At 62.4% G+C, this 15,977-nt stretch carries 14 protein-coding genes; 5 read left to right on the top strand and 9 right to left on the bottom strand.

Going from position 1 to position 15,977, the window contains the following annotated elements; genetic code table 11:
- Window positions 1-204: 204 nt before the first annotated feature.
- The 6 genes from AC3WQN_RS16635 to AC3WQN_RS16610 all read right to left on the bottom strand — a co-directional run bounded on the left by AC3WQN_RS16635 (window position 205) and on the right by AC3WQN_RS16610 (window position 7,782).
- Window positions 205-1,260, bottom strand: coding sequence for an ABC transporter ATP-binding protein (locus AC3WQN_RS16635; protein WP_103401909.1), 1,056 nt, complete (start codon window positions 1,258-1,260; stop codon window positions 205-207).
- A 158-nt stretch (window positions 1,261-1,418) separates the two neighbouring features.
- Window positions 1,419-2,267, bottom strand: a complete 849-nt coding sequence (locus tag AC3WQN_RS16630; RefSeq protein ID WP_103401910.1) for an ABC transporter permease — start codon at window positions 2,265-2,267, stop codon at window positions 1,419-1,421.
- Window positions 2,264-3,172 (bottom strand): ABC transporter permease, encoded by a 909-nt coding sequence (locus AC3WQN_RS16625; protein WP_103401911.1) that lies wholly within the window; start codon window positions 3,170-3,172, stop codon window positions 2,264-2,266. Before AC3WQN_RS16625 ends, AC3WQN_RS16630 begins: the two co-directional genes overlap by 4 nt.
- 206 nt (window positions 3,173-3,378) lie before the next feature.
- Window positions 3,379-4,482 (bottom strand): ABC transporter substrate-binding protein, encoded by a 1,104-nt coding sequence (locus AC3WQN_RS16620; RefSeq protein ID WP_095145214.1) that lies wholly within the window; start codon window positions 4,480-4,482, stop codon window positions 3,379-3,381.
- 217 nt (window positions 4,483-4,699) lie between these two features.
- Window positions 4,700-6,148, bottom strand: a complete 1,449-nt coding sequence (locus tag AC3WQN_RS16615; protein WP_103401912.1) for an aldehyde dehydrogenase family protein — start codon at window positions 6,146-6,148, stop codon at window positions 4,700-4,702.
- Window positions 6,145-7,782 carry a 5-guanidino-2-oxopentanoate decarboxylase gene (locus AC3WQN_RS16610; RefSeq protein ID WP_103401913.1) on the bottom strand — a complete coding sequence of 546 codons (1,638 nt, stop codon included), beginning with the start codon at window positions 7,780-7,782 and terminating at the stop codon, window positions 6,145-6,147. The genes AC3WQN_RS16615 and AC3WQN_RS16610 overlap by 4 nt, the downstream gene beginning before the upstream one ends.
- Before the next feature lie 159 nt (window positions 7,783-7,941).
- On the opposite strand from AC3WQN_RS16610, the gene AC3WQN_RS16605 reads away from it, so the two are divergent.
- On the top strand, window positions 7,942-8,823 hold the full coding sequence (locus tag AC3WQN_RS16605; protein ID WP_103401914.1) for a LysR substrate-binding domain-containing protein: 882 nt from the start codon (window positions 7,942-7,944) through the stop codon (window positions 8,821-8,823).
- Window positions 8,824-8,887: 64 nt separating this feature from the next.
- Here the strand turns inward: AC3WQN_RS16605 and AC3WQN_RS16600 are convergent, their stop codons facing one another.
- Window positions 8,888-9,502 (bottom strand): NAD(P)-dependent oxidoreductase, encoded by a 615-nt coding sequence (locus tag AC3WQN_RS16600; RefSeq protein WP_103401915.1) that lies wholly within the window; start codon window positions 9,500-9,502, stop codon window positions 8,888-8,890.
- Between the two features lie 95 nt (window positions 9,503-9,597).
- Window positions 9,598-10,482 (bottom strand): MBL fold metallo-hydrolase, encoded by an 885-nt coding sequence (locus tag AC3WQN_RS16595; protein ID WP_103401916.1) that lies wholly within the window; start codon window positions 10,480-10,482, stop codon window positions 9,598-9,600.
- A gap of 115 nt (window positions 10,483-10,597) precedes the next feature.
- On the opposite strand from AC3WQN_RS16595, the gene AC3WQN_RS16590 reads away from it, so the two are divergent.
- Together AC3WQN_RS16590 and AC3WQN_RS16585 are read left to right on the top strand one after the other, a co-directional pair.
- Window positions 10,598-11,503 (top strand): LysR family transcriptional regulator, encoded by a 906-nt coding sequence (locus AC3WQN_RS16590; RefSeq protein WP_095145206.1) that lies wholly within the window; start codon window positions 10,598-10,600, stop codon window positions 11,501-11,503.
- Window positions 11,504-11,641: 138 nt separating this feature from the next.
- Window positions 11,642-11,818, top strand: coding sequence for a hypothetical protein (locus AC3WQN_RS16585; protein ID WP_178081948.1), 177 nt, complete (start codon window positions 11,642-11,644; stop codon window positions 11,816-11,818).
- 9 nt (window positions 11,819-11,827) lie between these two features.
- Here the strand turns inward: AC3WQN_RS16585 and AC3WQN_RS16580 are convergent, their stop codons facing one another.
- Window positions 11,828-12,715 carry a helix-turn-helix domain-containing protein gene (locus tag AC3WQN_RS16580; protein ID WP_103401918.1) on the bottom strand — a complete coding sequence of 296 codons (888 nt, stop codon included), beginning with the start codon at window positions 12,713-12,715 and terminating at the stop codon, window positions 11,828-11,830.
- 177 nt (window positions 12,716-12,892) lie between these two features.
- Here AC3WQN_RS16580 and pobA point away from each other — a divergent pair, with 177 nt between their 5' ends.
- Complete coding sequence (gene pobA / locus AC3WQN_RS16575) at window positions 12,893-14,086, top strand: 4-hydroxybenzoate 3-monooxygenase (protein WP_103401919.1); 1,194 nt, start codon at window positions 12,893-12,895, stop codon at window positions 14,084-14,086.
- Window positions 14,087-14,164: 78 nt separating this feature from the next.
- Window positions 14,165-15,682: an MDR family MFS transporter gene (locus AC3WQN_RS16570; protein ID WP_103401920.1), complete on the top strand. Its 1,518-nt coding sequence runs from the start codon at window positions 14,165-14,167 to the stop codon at window positions 15,680-15,682.
- Window positions 15,683-15,977: the final 295 nt, after the last annotated feature.

Here is a 15,977-nt window from a genome sequence, read left to right as displayed (position 1 = left end):
GCAGCTCATGACGCAGGCACACTACTTTCAGGCAGCACTTACCCCCGTGGCGAGGGAGCTTGCTCCCGCTCGGTGGCACAGCCGCCGCCACAAAGCAGAATGCGGATTACCTGACATACCTCGATGGCCTTGTTGGGACGGCTGTGCCGTCCAGCGCGAGCAAGCTCGCTCGCCACGGGAGGCAAAGAGAACCCACCTCTGACCTCAGGCGCCCAGTACCCGGCAAGCCGCGGACGGAATAGTCACCGACACTGGATTGCCGATGCTCAGGCCAATGTCCTGGCACGGTGTGCTCAGGGCGGTCAGCGAAACGCCGGAACACTCGACCGTGGTTTCGATGGTCGCGCCGATATCCCGCACAAAAGTCACTTTACCCAGTAACCGGTTACCCGCCGTCGCCTGTGGATGGGACAGTTGCAAATCCTCGGGACGCACCAGCATCTTGACCTTCTCGCCCACCACAATGCTGCTGCAGATCGGCACCTGCAGGGCATCGCCACCTGGCAAGCCGACCTTGCCATCACCCAATGCGGTGGCCGGGAAAATGTTGCCCGAACCGATAAAGTCCGCCACAAACTCATTGGCCGGGTGACGGTAGATCTCGATCGGTGTACCGATCTGCTGGATCCGGTGCTCACCCAGTACCACCACGATATCGGCCATGGTCATGGCTTCACGCTGGTCGTGAGTGACCAGGATGGTGGTGATGTTCAGGCGTTGCTGCAACTGACGGATTTCCACCTGCATCGACTCACGCAGCTTGGCGTCCAGTGCCGACAGCGGCTCATCTAGCAACAGGATTTTCGGATGCGCGGCAATCGCCCGGGCAATCGCCACTCGTTGACGCTGGCCGCCGGACAGTTTCGACACTGGACGGTCGACCATCTGCTGCAGCTGAATCAGTTGCAGCAGCTCAGTGACCCGCGCCTGCTGGTCGCTCTTGCTCACGCCACGCAGCTTCAAGGGATAGGCGATGTTCTCGCCAACGGTCATGTGCGGGAACAGCGCCAGGGATTGAAACACCATGCCGAAGTTGCGCAGGTGCGCGGGCGTATTGCCGATGTCTTCGCCGTCCAGGCGAATTTCGCCACCACTAAGGGTTTCCAGACCCGCGATCATGCGCAGCAAAGTGGTTTTACCGCAGCCCGAGGGCCCGAGAAAACACACCAGCTTGCCCTCGGGCAAATGCAGGTTGACGTCTTTCACCGCGCAGGCCGAGCCGTAATGTTTCTCGACGTTTTCCAGAATCAGACCAGTCATGTTGCTCACCTCAAATCATGGGTTCTGTCTGGAAGTAGCCGAGCGAAGATCAGGCAAGGCAAAAGGCGGCGAGGAAGCGGAGTTGACTGTAGTCAATGAGCATTCCGAACTGACTTTTAACCCAGCATGATCAAGCGCAGGCACTTTCCAGACTGAAATCAAAAGGAAACGCCACCTTCACCGACCAGCTTCTCCAACGCCCAGATCAGGACGAAGTCGATCAGCACGATCAGCACGGCAAACGAAAATACGGTGGGGTCCAGCGACGATACGGTGCGGCTGTACATCCAGATCGGCACGGTCATGACATCGATGGTGTAGAGGAAGTAGGTCACGGTGAACTCGTTGAACGAGACGATGAATGCCAGCAGCATCCCCGCCAGGATCCCCGACTTCATCAGCGGTACCACCACATCGAAAATGGCCCGGGTCGGCGAAGCACCGAGCATCTGCGCCGCCTCTTCGACTTCGCTGCCAATGGAAAGCATCGCCGCCGTGCAGTTCTTCACCACGAACGGCAGGGCCAGGATCACGTGGGCAATCACCAGCCGCGAGGTGGTCATCTGGAACGGCAGGCTGTCGAACACCAACAGCAAGGCCAACCCCAGCACCACCATCGGAAACACCAGCGGCAGCGACATCAATTGCAGCGCCACGGCCTTGCCGCGAAACTCGCAACGGGTTAGCGCATAGGCGGCTGGCACCGCGATGAGCGTGGCGAAGATCATGGTCAGGCATGACACCATCAGGCTGGTGCCCATGGCGGTGCCCAGGCTCAGCACATCGCTGGCGTCCGGCGAAACGAAGGTGTGCCAGGCGGCTTTGTACCATTGCAGGCTGTAGCTGCTGGGCGGGAAGTCGAGGTTCGACGCGCCACTGAATGACATGACGATCATGGTCAGGATTGGCAGCACCGCCAGCAGCAGGATGAAACCGGACAACACGCCGGCAAACCTGCCGGTATCGCCGGGCAACAGCGACTGGCGCTTCTTGATCAAGGTGCTCATTGCGAAGCCTCCAGCATGCGCCGACGACGGCCAGTGATGTATTCGGACAAAGTCATGATGGCCAGGGTAGTGACGATCAACACCACGCCTGCCGCGGACGCGGCGGGCCAGTTCATCAGCGGGGCAATCTGGTCGTGCACCATCACCGCCAGCATCGGCACGCGTCGCCCGCCGAGCAGCAACGGCACCACAAAACTGCTGGCGTTGTAGGCGAAGACCAGGGTCGCACCGGTGATGATCCCCGGCAGGCTCATGGGCAACACGACCTGGCGGAACACCTGCAAGCGGCTGGCGCCGAGGGTCGCGGCGGCCTCTTCATAGGTCCGCGCAACACCACGCATGGCACTGGCAATCGGCAGGACGGCCAACGGAAACGCGGTTTGCACCAGCCCCATCAACACGCCGTTCTGGTTGTACAACAGCATGATCGGGCGCTGAATCAGGCCCAGGCCCATCAAGGCCTGGTTGAGCATGCCACCGGGGCCCAGGATCACCAGCCAGCCATAGCTTTGCAGCAGCAGATTGACCAGCAACGGCAACAGCACCGCCGCCAGAAACACCCGGCGCAGCAAGGGTGAAGTCAGGCGCGACATGGTGTACGCCACCGGAATCGCCAGCAGCACCGCGATCACCGCGCTGATCAATGCCAGGCGCAGGGTCAGCAGCAAGGACTTGAGGTAGTAAGGCTCCAGCAACTGGGCGTAGCTGGCCAGGCTGAAACCGCTCCACTCCGCACCTTTGGTGCCGACGCTCATGCGCAGCACCAAGAGGCTGGCGGCAATCAGCACGCCGAGAAACAGCATGGAGGGCGTCAGGAAAAACCAGGCGCGCAGCGTTGGCGAAACGCTGAGGTGGCGGCGCACGACAGCAGCGCCGACCGGGTGGGTCAGGGGTTGGTGTTCCATAGCAAGGGTCTCGTCAATGGAAAACAAATAACCTGGAGTCACACGACAAACCGTGGCGAGGGCGCTTGCTCCCGTTGGGTCGCAAAGCGACCCCGGAACCTGTTGAGCGGTGTTCATCTGATACACCGCACCGCCCGCTTCACGACTGCTACGCAGCCGAGCGGGCGCAAGCTCCCTCGCTACAATGGATCTCTGGACGGCAGATATCAGGAAGAGAAGATTTCCGTGTAACGACGAATCCATTGGTCATGCACACTCGCCAGGAAGGCGTTGTCGTGCATGATCGCCTTCTCGGCGATCTGCTCCGGCGTCAAGATGTACGGGCTCTTGCGCGCTTCGGCGGAGATGATCGCCTTGGCGTTGACCGGGCCGTTGAAGATGTCTTCGGCCATCTTGCCCTGCACCAGCGGGTCGAGGGAGTGGTCGATGAAGGCGTAGGCCAGGTCAGTGTCACCGGGACGGTTCTTGGGCATCACCGACAACATCAGGTCGGTGTAGAACCCTTCCTTCATACCAAACGTGGCGCCCAGGCCGTAGGCCGGGTCACGGATCTGCTTCGGGAAGAACGCCGGGGCGTACAGGCCGCCCATGTCCAGGGACCCGGTGCGGAACAGTTCGGCGATCTGGTTGGGGTTTTCACCCAGGGTCACCACACGATCCTTGAGCTCGGCGAGCTTCTTGAAGCCAGGCTCAATGTTGTGTTCGTCACCGCCCGCCAGTTTCGCCGCGATGATGATCAGGTCCATCGCCTCGGTCCAGTTCGGCGGTGGCAGGAAGATGTTCGGCGCCATGTCGGCATCCCACAGCGCAGCGTAGCTGTCCGGGGCTTCTTTCAAGGTACGGGTGCTGTAGACCAGGCTGTTGCACCAGAGCAGGTAACCAATGCCGTGGCCGTTGGCCCCGGTGCGGTATTTCTCCGGGACGTCGAGCAGGTTGGGAATGCGGTTGAGGTCGGGCTTCTCCAGCAGGCCGGCGGCGGCCAGGCCTTCGGCACCGACACCGGCCAGGGTGATGATGTCGTACTGCGGGCGATCCCCGCCGGCCTTGAGCTTGGCGACCATCTCCGAGGTGCTGCCGGTGCGGTCGGCGATGACCTTGGCACCGGTCTTGGCTTCAAAGGTCGCGGCAATGTTGCGCAGCGCGGCAAGCCCGGTGTCATCGGACCAGGTCAGCAGGCGCAGGGTCTTGCCCTGGAAACGGGTATCGCTGGCGCTGGCGCGGATGAACGGCATGCTCATGGCCGCCGCGGCAACCGAGGCGACACCTACGGTCTTGATGAATTGTCTTCTGTTCAGATCATGCTCGCCCATGGAGGACTCCCTTTATTGTTGTAGGTATAAGGTGGCTGCATCCCTTGCGACCGCACGGTTCGACTCGCGGCAAGCCCCCAGATTACAAGGGCTTGGGCGGGGTCTTCGGGCTCATCCTGAGGTCACGCAAAACGCGCAACAATCGAAAAAAAATCATTGGTGCCATGTCCCGCGCGCATGCCTCGTTACGAGGCATGCGTGGCCCGTTTTCGTGCTCTCAGACGGCGCGAATCACGTGCTTGATTTCCTGAAACGCTTGCAAGCCCCAAGGCCCCAGTTCGCGGCCGATGCTGCTCTGTTTGTAGCCACCCCAGGCGGTCTGCGGGAAGATCACCTGAGGCGCGTTGATCCATACCAGCCCGGCCTGCAAGGCGTTGGCGACCCGCTCGGCATTCTCGACATCACGGCTGACCACGCTGGCGACCAGGCCGAACTGACTGTCGTTGGCCAGCCCGATGGCCTCTTGCTCAGTGGCAAAACGGCGTACACACAGCACCGGGCCAAAAATCTCCTCACACCACAGCGCACTGTCCAGGGGCACGTCGGTGAAGACCGTGGGCTGTAAAAAATAACCGCGCGGCAGATCGGCAGGACGACCACCACCGCAGACCAGGCGGGCGCCAGCACTCAGGCCGCGATCAATGTGGCCCAGTACCCGCTGGTACTGCGCCTGATTGACCAGGGCGCCCATTTCCACGTCCGGGTCGAATGGATCGGCCACCCGAATCGATTCGGCGCGGGCCTTCAGGCGCAGGAGGAATTCATCCGCCAGTTCATCGGCCACCAGTACCCGGCTGGTGGCGGAACACATCTGCCCGGCGTTGAAAAAACCACCGCCGCTGGCCAGTTCTACCGCCAGGTCGAGGTCGGCATCCGCCATCACCAGCAACGAGGATTTACCACCCAGCTCCAGGCTCACGCCCTTCACCGTTTCCGCCGCGCGCTGCATGACCTGCACACCGACCGCGTTACTGCCGGTAAAGGAAATCTTCGCCACCCGTGGGTCGCCCGACAGCGGCGCACCGACCGCCAGGCCCGTCCCGCAGACCAGGTTGAACACGCCCTTGGGCAAGCCGCTCTCGGCGATGATCGTCGCCAGTTCCAGCTCCGCCAGCGGGGTGACTTCCGACGGTTTGAGCACCACGCAGCAACCCGCCGCCAAGGCCGGGGCGAGTTTCCAGGCGGTGGTGACCATCGGGAAGTTCCACGGCACGATCAGCCCCACCACACCGCATGGCTCACGGCGCACGCGGGCGGCGAAGTCGTCGCTCGGCAGCTCGACCGTGCGGTCCTGCCCGGCATCCAGTGCTTCGGCGAGGCCGGCGTAATAGTCGAAGGTGGCGATCACGTCATCGACGTCGATCCCCGCTTCGAACCGGGGCTTGCCGTTGTTGATCGACTGCAAGTACATCAGGCGCTCACGGCGAGTCTGCACACCGCTGGCGATGGCACGCAGGATCGCGCCACGCTCGCTACCGGTGGTTTTCGACCAATCGGCAAACGCCGCGCTGGCCGCGCTCACCGCGTGCCGGACTGCGCGTTCATCGCCGCCGTTGACCGTGGTCAGCAAGGCTTCGGTGGCCGGGTTGATGACCCGCAGGTGTTCGTCGCCCGCCGACCATCGGCCGTCGATATAGAGGCCGTCCAACGTGACAGGAAAGCTCATGCCGACACCGCCTTCATCCACTGGCTCTGGTCGATTTCGATCAGGGTCGGGCCCTGACGGTCAACCGCCGCCCGCAGGGCTGAGCGCAGTTCTTCAACGCCGTTGATGGCCAGTGCCGCGCAGCCCAGGCCTTTGGCCACGGTGACGAAATCCGGGGTGTAGATGTCGACGCCTACCGGCTCGATGGCGCGGTTGACCATGTACTTCTTGATCTCTTCGTAGCCCTGGTTGTTCCACAGCAGGACGATCACCGGGGTACGGGCTTCCACCGCGCTGGCCAGTTCCGGCAAGGTGAATTGCAGGCCGCCATCGCCGATCAGGCACACCACGGGCGGACGAGAATTGCATTCGGCTCCACCGCCGAGCCAGGCGCCGATGGCGGCTGGCAAGGCGTAGCCCAGGGTGCCGTAACCGGTGGAGGAGTTGAACCAGCGACGCGGACGTTCCGGGTTGAAGGTCAGGTTGCCGGTGTACACCGGCTGGGTCGAATCACCGACAAACACCGCCTCAGGCAGCGTGTCCTGCACGGTTTTCAGGAACAGCGTCTGGGCACGGGTTGGCGCATCCCAGGTCGTGTCGAGTTCGGCGCGCAAGGTCGCGGCCCGAGCCTGGCCCCAGTCGCTGCTGCGTTCAGCCAGCACATGCCTGGCCACGCCATCGAGCAACGCCTGTGCCGCGTTCCGGGCGTCGGACACCAGCGCTACCTGGGGTGGATAATTGCGCACGGTCTGGTCGGGATCGATATCGACCCGCAGCAAAGCCCCCGGAATCTCGAAGCCACCGGCAAAGGTCACGTCGTAGTCGGTTTCCGCCAGTTCGGTGCCGATGGCCAGCACGACGTCGGCGTCCGCCACCAGGGCACGGGTGGCCACCAGGGTCTGGGTCGAACCGATCAGCAACGGGTGCTGCGAGGGCAGCATGCCTTTGGCGTTGATGGTCAGCGCTACCGGGGCGTCGAGCCGCTCGGCCAGTTGCATCAGTTCGGCAGCGGCATCGATCGCACCGCCACCGGCGAGGATCAGCGGACGCTTGGCGTTGGCCAGCCATTCGCTCATTTGCGCCACGGCCGCTGGGGCTGCACCGGCGCGCGTGATGGTTACCGGCTGGCTATCGAGCAGTGCATCAGCGTCTTCCACCAGCACGTCCAGTGGAATTTCGATGTGCGCCGGACGCGGGCGGCCCGCCTGGAACAAGGCAAAGGCGCGAGCCAGCACGCCTGGCAATTCAGCCGCCGACATCAGCGTATGGGAGAACGCCGCCACACCGGCCACCAGCGCACCCTGGTTCGGCAGCTCGTGCAGCTTGCCGCGACCGCCGCCCAACTGGCTGCGCGATTGCACGCTGGAGATCACCAGCATCGGGATCGAATCGGCATAGGCCTGGCCCATGGCGGTGGTGATATTGGTCATGCCAGGGCCGGTGATGATGAAACACACCCCCGGTTTGCCGCTGGTGCGGGCATAGCCGTCGGCCATGAAGCCGGCGCCCTGCTCGTGACGGGGGGTGACGTGGTTGATGCTCGAACGGGCCAACCCGCGATACAACTCAACGGTATGCACGCCGGGAATGCCGAACACCTGCTCGACCCCGTAGCCTTCGAGTAACTTGACCAATACTTCGCCACACGTCGCCATGTCTTTGCCCTTTTTATTTGTTGAGACACTGGCCCCGCGCGCCAACCAGGTGTGCGCGGCGAGGCTCAGCCATGGCGTTATTGGAACGGTCCGCGGGTAGCCGCAACAATCGATAAAAAGTCATACTCGCCATGTCCTCACCTCATGCCTTGGCGTCCCATGAAACGACTTCCTCCCCTTCCCGCCCTGCACACGTTTCTGATCACGGCCCAATGCTGCAACTTCACCCGGGCAGCCGAGCAGTTGCACATCACCCAGGGTGCGGTGAGCCGACAGATCGCCGGCCTGGAAGAACACCTGGGTTACGCCCTGTTTCACCGTCAGGCGCGCGGGCTGAGCCTGACCGCCGAAGGGCTGGAGTGGCTGCCACGGATCCAGCAGGTGTTCGGTCTGATCGATGAGGCGGTGGAGCAAGTCGGCAAACACCGCGAAACCTTGCAGCTCAAGGCGCCGACCTGCGTCATGCGCTGGCTGTTGCCACGTTTGCTGCAATGGCAGAAAGAGCGCCCGGACGTGCCGGTGGAGCTGACGACCACCGTGCAGCACGGCGTGGATTTTCACCGCGAGCAGTTCGACGCGGCCGTCATGTACGGTGCGCCGCCGGACAGCTCACTGGCGTCCTTGCGCCTGTTTGACGAACAACTCACGCCGGTCTGCTCCCGGCCGCTGCTCGACGGCCCGGTGCCGCTGCACAGCCCGCACGATCTGGGCAAGCACCTGCTGCTGCACCCCACGCGTGATCAACGGGACTGGAAAACCTGGCTGAAAGCGGCGGACGTCAACCTCAGCACCCTGGGCAAGGGCCAGCATTTTGAAACCCTGGACCTGGCCATGTCTGTGGCGTCCCAGGGTACGGGCGTGGCGATTGGTGACTGGTCGTTGATCGGCGATGACCTGAGTGCCGGAAGGCTGGTCATGCCCTTTGATCTGAAGGTCAGCACAGGGTTGGCGTACTACCTGGTGTTCCCGCAAAAGCCGGGACCGTCGCCGCAACTGCGTGAGTTGATGGAGTGGCTGGTGGTGCAGGCGCAGGCGCGCTGAGCATCCGCAAAAGGATGTTCATATGCAGTGGCGAGGGAACATGCCCCTCGCCACGGTTGTGCTATCAGTAGCCTACGGTAAACCGCTGGCGCGAGTGCATGGGCTTCTCCACTTCATCGAGCATCGCAATCGCATAGTCTGCGAAAGTGATCCAGCTCTTGCCTTCAGCACTCACCAGCAAGTCATCCTGGCCGATACGGAAAACCCCGGTGCGCTCGCCTTCAACGAACAGCGCGGACGGTGAGAGGAAGGTCCAGTCCAGGTCCTGCTCCTGGCGCAAGGTGTCGAGGAACACCGCGCCGGCACTGGCCTCGGCCTTGTACTCAGCCGGAAAGTCCGGGCTATCGATGACCCGGGTGCCGGTTGGCAGCAGCAGCGAGCCGGCGCCACCGACCACCAGCAGGCGCTTGATCCCGGCTTGCTTCACCGGATCGATGATGGCGCTGGCGGGGATCGTCGCGAAGTGTGCGGCACTGATCACCAGGTCATGGCCGGCCACTGCCGCTTGCAAGGCAGCTGCATCGAGAACGTCCACGTTCTTGCTCACCACACCCGGACGCGGGCTGAGTTTCGAGGTGTCGCGGGCAATGGCGGTGACGCTGTGACCACGACGCAGGGCCTCTTCCAGCAGTTGGCTGCCGGCACGGCCGGTGGCACCAATGATTGCGATCTTGCTCATGAACAGTGCTCCAGTTCAGGTGTGACGCAGCGCGTCACTGGCGGTATTCCCACGCGAGCGTGGGAACGATCATTCAGTTACTCGGTGAACACGAGTTACCACTTCATCTCGCCCTTGGCGACTTTCGCACTCAGCTCCAGGGAGCTTTCTTCGCCCAGGGTCGGGTAACGTTTTTTCATGGCGGCGATCAGCTCGGCGGAATCCTTGGCGTTGGCGGTTTCTTCATCGAATGCCTTGATGTAGTCGGCGGTGAAGTGCACGGCCGCCAGCGACCGGGCGCTGTCACCCAGGTAGTGGCCGGGAACGATAGTCTCGGGTTTCAGGCGCTCAATGGTGTTCAGGGTCGTCAACCAATCCGTATGGGACTGTGGGGTTTGAGTATCGGCCATCCAGACATGGATGTTTTCTGCCACCACCACGCCGCCGACCACGGCCTTGATCGAAGGGATCCAGACAAAACTGCGATCCGGTTGCTGGCCGTCCAGGCCGATGATCTCCAGTGGCTTGCCTTCCAGGGTCAGGCTATTGCCCTTGAGCACACCCGGGACGATGGTTCTGGCCGGTACGTCCGTGCCCATTTTCGGCCCCCAGAACGCAACCTTGCCGGCAACGGTCGCCTTGATGTGATCGACCGTTGGCTGCGACGCCAGCACCTTGGCCTTGGGAAACGCCGCGGTAATCGTGTCCAGGCCAAAGTAGTAATCCGGGTCGCCGTGGCTGATGTAAATGGTGGTCAGTTGCTTGCCGCTGGCGCGGATTTTTTCCACCACCTGCTCGGCCTGGGATTTACCAAACTGTGCGTCCACCAGAATCGATTCGCGCTCACCGCTGACCAGTACCGAGGTCACCGGGAAAATCGCCGCGGTGCCGGGGTTGTAGACATCCAGGGTCAGCGCGGGCGTGGCGGCGGCTGCATGGGCCGCGAAGCCCAGGGTAGCGGTGGCGAGTAAAAGACGCTTGAGCGAAGTGAAGCCGATCATGGTGTTGCTCCGTGTTCCGTAGGCCGTATCTGGCGATGGGACAGAGCTTAGTTGCCTGACTCAGTACAAAAAATGCGATGCTTGGACATAGTTTGTTTCTGAAAGCGGGCAAATCATGGATCGACTTCAAGCAATGCGGGTGTTCGTCACAGTGGTCGACCTGGGCAGCCAGTCGGCCGCGGCGGATCATCTGGACCTGTCGCGTCCGGTGGTCTCGCGCTACCTGGCGGAACTGGAAGACTGGGTCGGTGCGCGGTTGATGCATCGCACCACGCGCAAACTGAGCCTGACCGCTGCTGGCAGCGAAATCCTGCCGCGTTGTCGACAGATGCTCGACTTGTCGAGTGACATGCAGGCCGCGGTGAGCGAGCCGGACGATACACCACGGGGCTTGCTGCGCATCAGCGTCAGCACCTCCTTCGGCCAGGCGCAATTGGCCGACGCCGTGGCCGCCTACGTCAAGCGCTTTCCCGGCGTCAGCATTGACCTGCAGATGCTCGACCGCACGGTGAACCTGGTGGACGAGCGCATCGATCTGGCGATCCGCACCAGCAACGACCTGGACCCGAACCTGATCGCCCGGCGCCTGACCGTCTGCCGCTCGGTGATCTGCGCCTCCCCCGCTTACCTGCGCGAACACCCGACACCCCTGCGGGTGGAAGACCTGCGCCTGCACAATTGCCTGACCCACTCCTACTTCGGCAAAAGCCTCTGGCATTTCGAACAGGATGGCGAGCAGGTGTCGGTACCGGTGCAGGGCAACATCAGCGCCAACGAAGCCAGCACCTTGCTGCGCGCGGCCATGGCCGGTGCCGGGGTGGCAATGCTGCCCAGCTATCAGGCCTACGTGCACATTCACAGCGGTGAACTGGTACGCCTGCTGCCCCATGCCGAACCCCGGCAAATGAACATGTACGCGGTCTATGCATCACGCAAACACATGCCGGCGGCGTTGCGCAGCATGCTGGATTTCCTGGTGGCGCGATTCCCGGAAACTCCGCAATGGGACGCGAACCTGTAGGTGCTTTCGGCGGTGAACATTTTCAACATCACCGCCCTGAATACCCGGCTACACGCGAGGGCGGCCTGCATGGCAAGTCCCTGCGCCTGACCTATGCTGACAGTAATACCCGAGGGTATTCGTTCAGAGGTCAGCGCCATGAACATCAGAACAAGAAGATACCTCGCCATTTTCATTACCTGCACCGCCACCCTGGCGTTGTATGGCACCGCAGCCTACCGGGTCGAACAAGCCCGCCAGCAACCCAGAGTCGCCGCCAGCTGTGGAATTGACCAGTGCATTCCACACAACGCAACCCTGAACTCCCTCAGGTAACGGACCTTCTCAGTCGCCGCTGCCCTGATCGGACTTCAAGCCATCGCGAAACGCCTTGGGCGAGATCCCGACACGACGCCGGAACAGGCGTGTGAAATTGGTCGGATCGGAAAAGCCCAGCCAATCGGACATCTCGTAGATAGTCATGCTGGTGTAGGTCAATAAACGCTTGGCCTCCAGCAACTGGCGCTCGTGCATGATCTGCAGCGCCGGCTGCCCCGCCAGCTCGCGGCACGTGCCATTGAGATGGGACACGGAGATCCCCAGCCGGTGCGCCAGGTCCTCGACCTTGATGTGCTGCCGATAGTTTTCTTCCACCAGTTGAATGTACCCGTTGAGGTACTCCCGCGCTCGCTGGGGCCGCTGGTTTTCCGCTCGGCGCTGGATCACCTGCCGGCTGACCCACACCATGATGACGCTGACCAGCGAATGCATGAGCATTTCACGCGCTGGCTGATGCCCGGTGTACTCATTCTGCAAGGCACTGAACAGGCTGTTCAGGTAATCGGCTTCGGTGCCGGCAGGGTAGCTGGCGGCCTGCGCCAATGCATTCACCGAGTTGCCGAGCTGGGCTTGAAGGTGAGCCACCAGTGGCGCCGCCAGCGTCACCACAAAACCTTCGACGTCTTCATGGAAGCGAAAACCATGCACCGACAGTGGCGGCAGGATCTGGATCGCGGCTTCGTTGAGCAGGGTGCGCTGGCCTTCGATCTCCAGCTCCGCCTGGCCTTTGAATACAAACAGTAACTGACATAAATCGGCGTGCCGATGGGGTTTGATTTCCCAGTGGTGTTCGCGGCTGCGCTTGGAGATGGTTTCACAATGCAGCAAGTCCGGGGTCGGCCAGTCCAGACTTTCACCATAGAGCTTGAACACAGGAATCGCAGGCTTGTTCATAACTTCAGTCCAGGCCTCAGCATTACGGGCGATAATCGCCCCGATTGGCGAAATGTACAGGTATCGGCTCAGTTTTCACCTTCAATTGACAGACTCACAAGCGAAAAATGCAAGCACTCGATTCTTGATAACTATTCACCGGCGTTGTCCGCGTGAAGCTTGCGAGCCATAACAACAATGAAAATCCTCAAGACCCAAGTCGCCATTATCGGCGCCGGCCCCTCTGGCCTGCTGCTCGGCCAGTTGCTGCACAACGCCGGCATCGCCACGGTGATTGTCGAACGCCAGACACCTGATTACGTACAACAACGAATCCGCGCCGGCGTCCTGGAACAAGGCATGGTCGACCTGCTGCGCCAGGCCGGGGTCAGTCAGCGCATGGACGCCGAAGGGCTGGTGCATGGCGGCTTTCAACTGGCCTTGGGCGAGCGCCAGGTGCACATCGACCTGCATGCCCTGACCGGCGGCAAGACGGTGATGATCTACGGCCAGACCGAAGTCACTCGCGACTTGATGATTGCTCGTCAGAACGCCGGGGCCACGACCCTGTACGAAGCCCGCAACGTCGTGCCCCACGACATGAAATCCGACGAGCCCTTCCTGACGTTTGAAAAGGATGGTGAAACCTGGCGCGTGGATTGCGACTACATCGCCGGGTGCGACGGTTTCCATGGCGTCGCTCGCCAATCGATTCCTGTCGACTGCCTGAAGGTCTTCGAGCGGGTGTATCCGTTCGGCTGGCTGGGCATCCTCGCCGACACCCCGCCCGTCCACGAAGAACTGGTCTATGCTCGACATGCTCGCGGCTTTGCCTTGTGCAGCATGCGTTCGCCCACCCGCACCCGCTACTACGTGCAAGTGCCGACCGAGGAAAAAGTAGAGGACTGGTCCGACCAGCGCTTCTGGGACGAGTTGAAAGCACGCCTGCCCTCGGCGCTTGCCGACCGCCTGGTCACCGGGCCGTCCATCGAAAAAAGCATCGCGCCGCTGCGCAGCTTTGTGGTCGAACCGATGCAGTACGGGCGCATGTTCCTGGTCGGCGACGCCGCGCACATCGTCCCGCCAACCGGTGCCAAGGGGCTGAACCTGGCGGCCAGCGATGTCAGTACCCTGTTCAACATCCTGCTCAAGGTATTGCGTGACGGCCGTACCGACTTGCTGGAAAAGTACTCCGAAATCTGCCTGCGCCGGGTCTGGAAGGCCGAGCGATTCTCCTGGTGGATGACCTCGATGCTCCATACCTTCGAAGACAGCGACGCCTTCAGCCAGCGCATCAGCGAATCGGAACTGGAGTACTTCGTCGACTCCGAGGCCGGGCGCAAGACCATCGCCGAAAATTACGTCGGCCTTCCTTATGAGGCTATCGAATAGCCCCCTACCGACTTAAACTGCCGAGCATCCCCGCTCGCCATGCTCCCTGCGGGTCAATCACTGCCCGCAGGTTTACCCGTGACTAATCTGAACCCGCCCGACACCTCCAAACCGGCCATTCGCAGCGTGTTGATTGCCTTGATGCTGGCAATCTTTCTCGGGGCGCTGGACCAGACCATCGTCGCCGTGTCGATGCCGGCCATTTCCGCGCAATTCAAGGACGTCAGCCTGCTCGCCTGGGTGATCTCCGGCTACATGGTGGCGATGACCGTCGCGGTACCGATCTACGGCAAGCTTGGCGACCTGTATGGCCGGCGCAAGCTCATGCTGTTCGGTATGGGATTGTTCACCCTGGCCTCGCTGTTTTGCGGCATCGCCCAGAGCATGGAGCAGCTGGTACTGGCGCGGATCATCCAGGGCATCGGGGCCGGCGGGATGATTTCGGTCAGCCAGGCGATCATCGGGGACATCGTGCCTCCCCGTGAGCGCGGACGTTATCAGGGTTACTTCAGCAGCATGTACGCGGTGGCCAGCGTGGCCGGGCCGGTACTCGGCGGCTACATGACCGAATACCTGTCGTGGCGCTGGGTATTTCTGATCAACCTGCCACTGGGCGTCGGCGCCTGGCTGGTGGCCAATCGCACGCTGGTGGGGTTGCCGGTGCCGCACCGCAAGCCGGTGATCGACTATCTGGGCACGCTGTTGATGATCCTTGGCCTGACCGCCTTGTTGCTGGGCATTACCGAGGTGGGCCAGGGTCACTCCTGGCGCAGCGGTGAAGTCCTCGCGCTGCTGCTGTGCGCGGTGCTGGGCCTGGCGTTGTTCGTCGGGCATGAGCGTCGGGCTCCCGAGCCGCTGCTGCCCATGCACCTGTTTGCCAACCGCAACGCAGTCCTGTGCTGGTGCACGATTTTCTTCACCAGTTTTCAAGCGATTTCGCTGATCGTGCTGATGCCGCTGCGCTTCCAGAGCGTTACCGGTGCCGGTGCCGACAGCGCTGCGCTGCACCTGTTGCCCCTGGCGATGGGCTTGCCGATGGGGGCCTACTATGCCGGGCGCCGGACGTCGGTGACCGGTCGCTACAAACCGATGATCCTGACTGGCGCGGCGCTCACTCCGCTCGCGATCCTCGGCATGGCCTTCAGCTCGCCGCACGCGGTGGTCCTCAGCAGCCTGTTCATGCTGCTCAGCGGTATCGCCGCCGGCATGCAGTTCCCGACCTCCCTGGTGGGCACGCAAAACTCGGTCGCGCAACGGGACATCGGCGTTGCCACCAGCACCACCAACCTGTTTCGCTCGCTCGGCGGCGCGGTGGGGGTCGCCTTGATGTCGGCGTTGCTGCTCGCGCTGTTGCAGGACTCGAGCTTCGCCCACCTGACCGGTGCCTCACTGATCGGCGAAGGCCACTCCGGGAACGTGCTCCTCGACGGCTTGAACGCGGCTCCCGGCGATGCGCAGGACGCCTTGCGTGGCGAACTGCTGCTGACCTTCAGGCATTTACTGATGGTCAGTGCGGCGGTTTCGCTACTGGGGCTGGCGGCGGCGATCGCCATGCCGAACATGCTGCTGCGCGGGCGGGAAGACAGGGCTGTGTAGTGACGCGCCACGCAATCGAATGTGAACGCGCCTGTGGCGAGGGAGCTTGCTCCCGCTGGCGTACGCAGCGCGCCCTGACCAGGCGATGGCGGTCTTTCAGAATGACCTGGGTGAGCGGTTTTGGGGCTGCTACGCAGCCCAGCGCGAGCAAGCTCGCTCGCCACGGGGCAGGTGTTCGGCACTTTATCCCTGGTGATCAAGGCTGTTGCTCCCATAGGCCTGTGGCGAGGGAGCTTGCTCCCGCTGGCGTACGCAGCGCGCCCTGACCAGGCGATGGCGGTCTTTCAGAATGACC

This window comes from Pseudomonas sp. FW300-N1A1 (assembly GCF_058789115.1).
The sequence above is the reverse complement of the archived record's forward strand: the minus strand, read 5'-3'. Positions and strand labels throughout refer to the sequence as shown.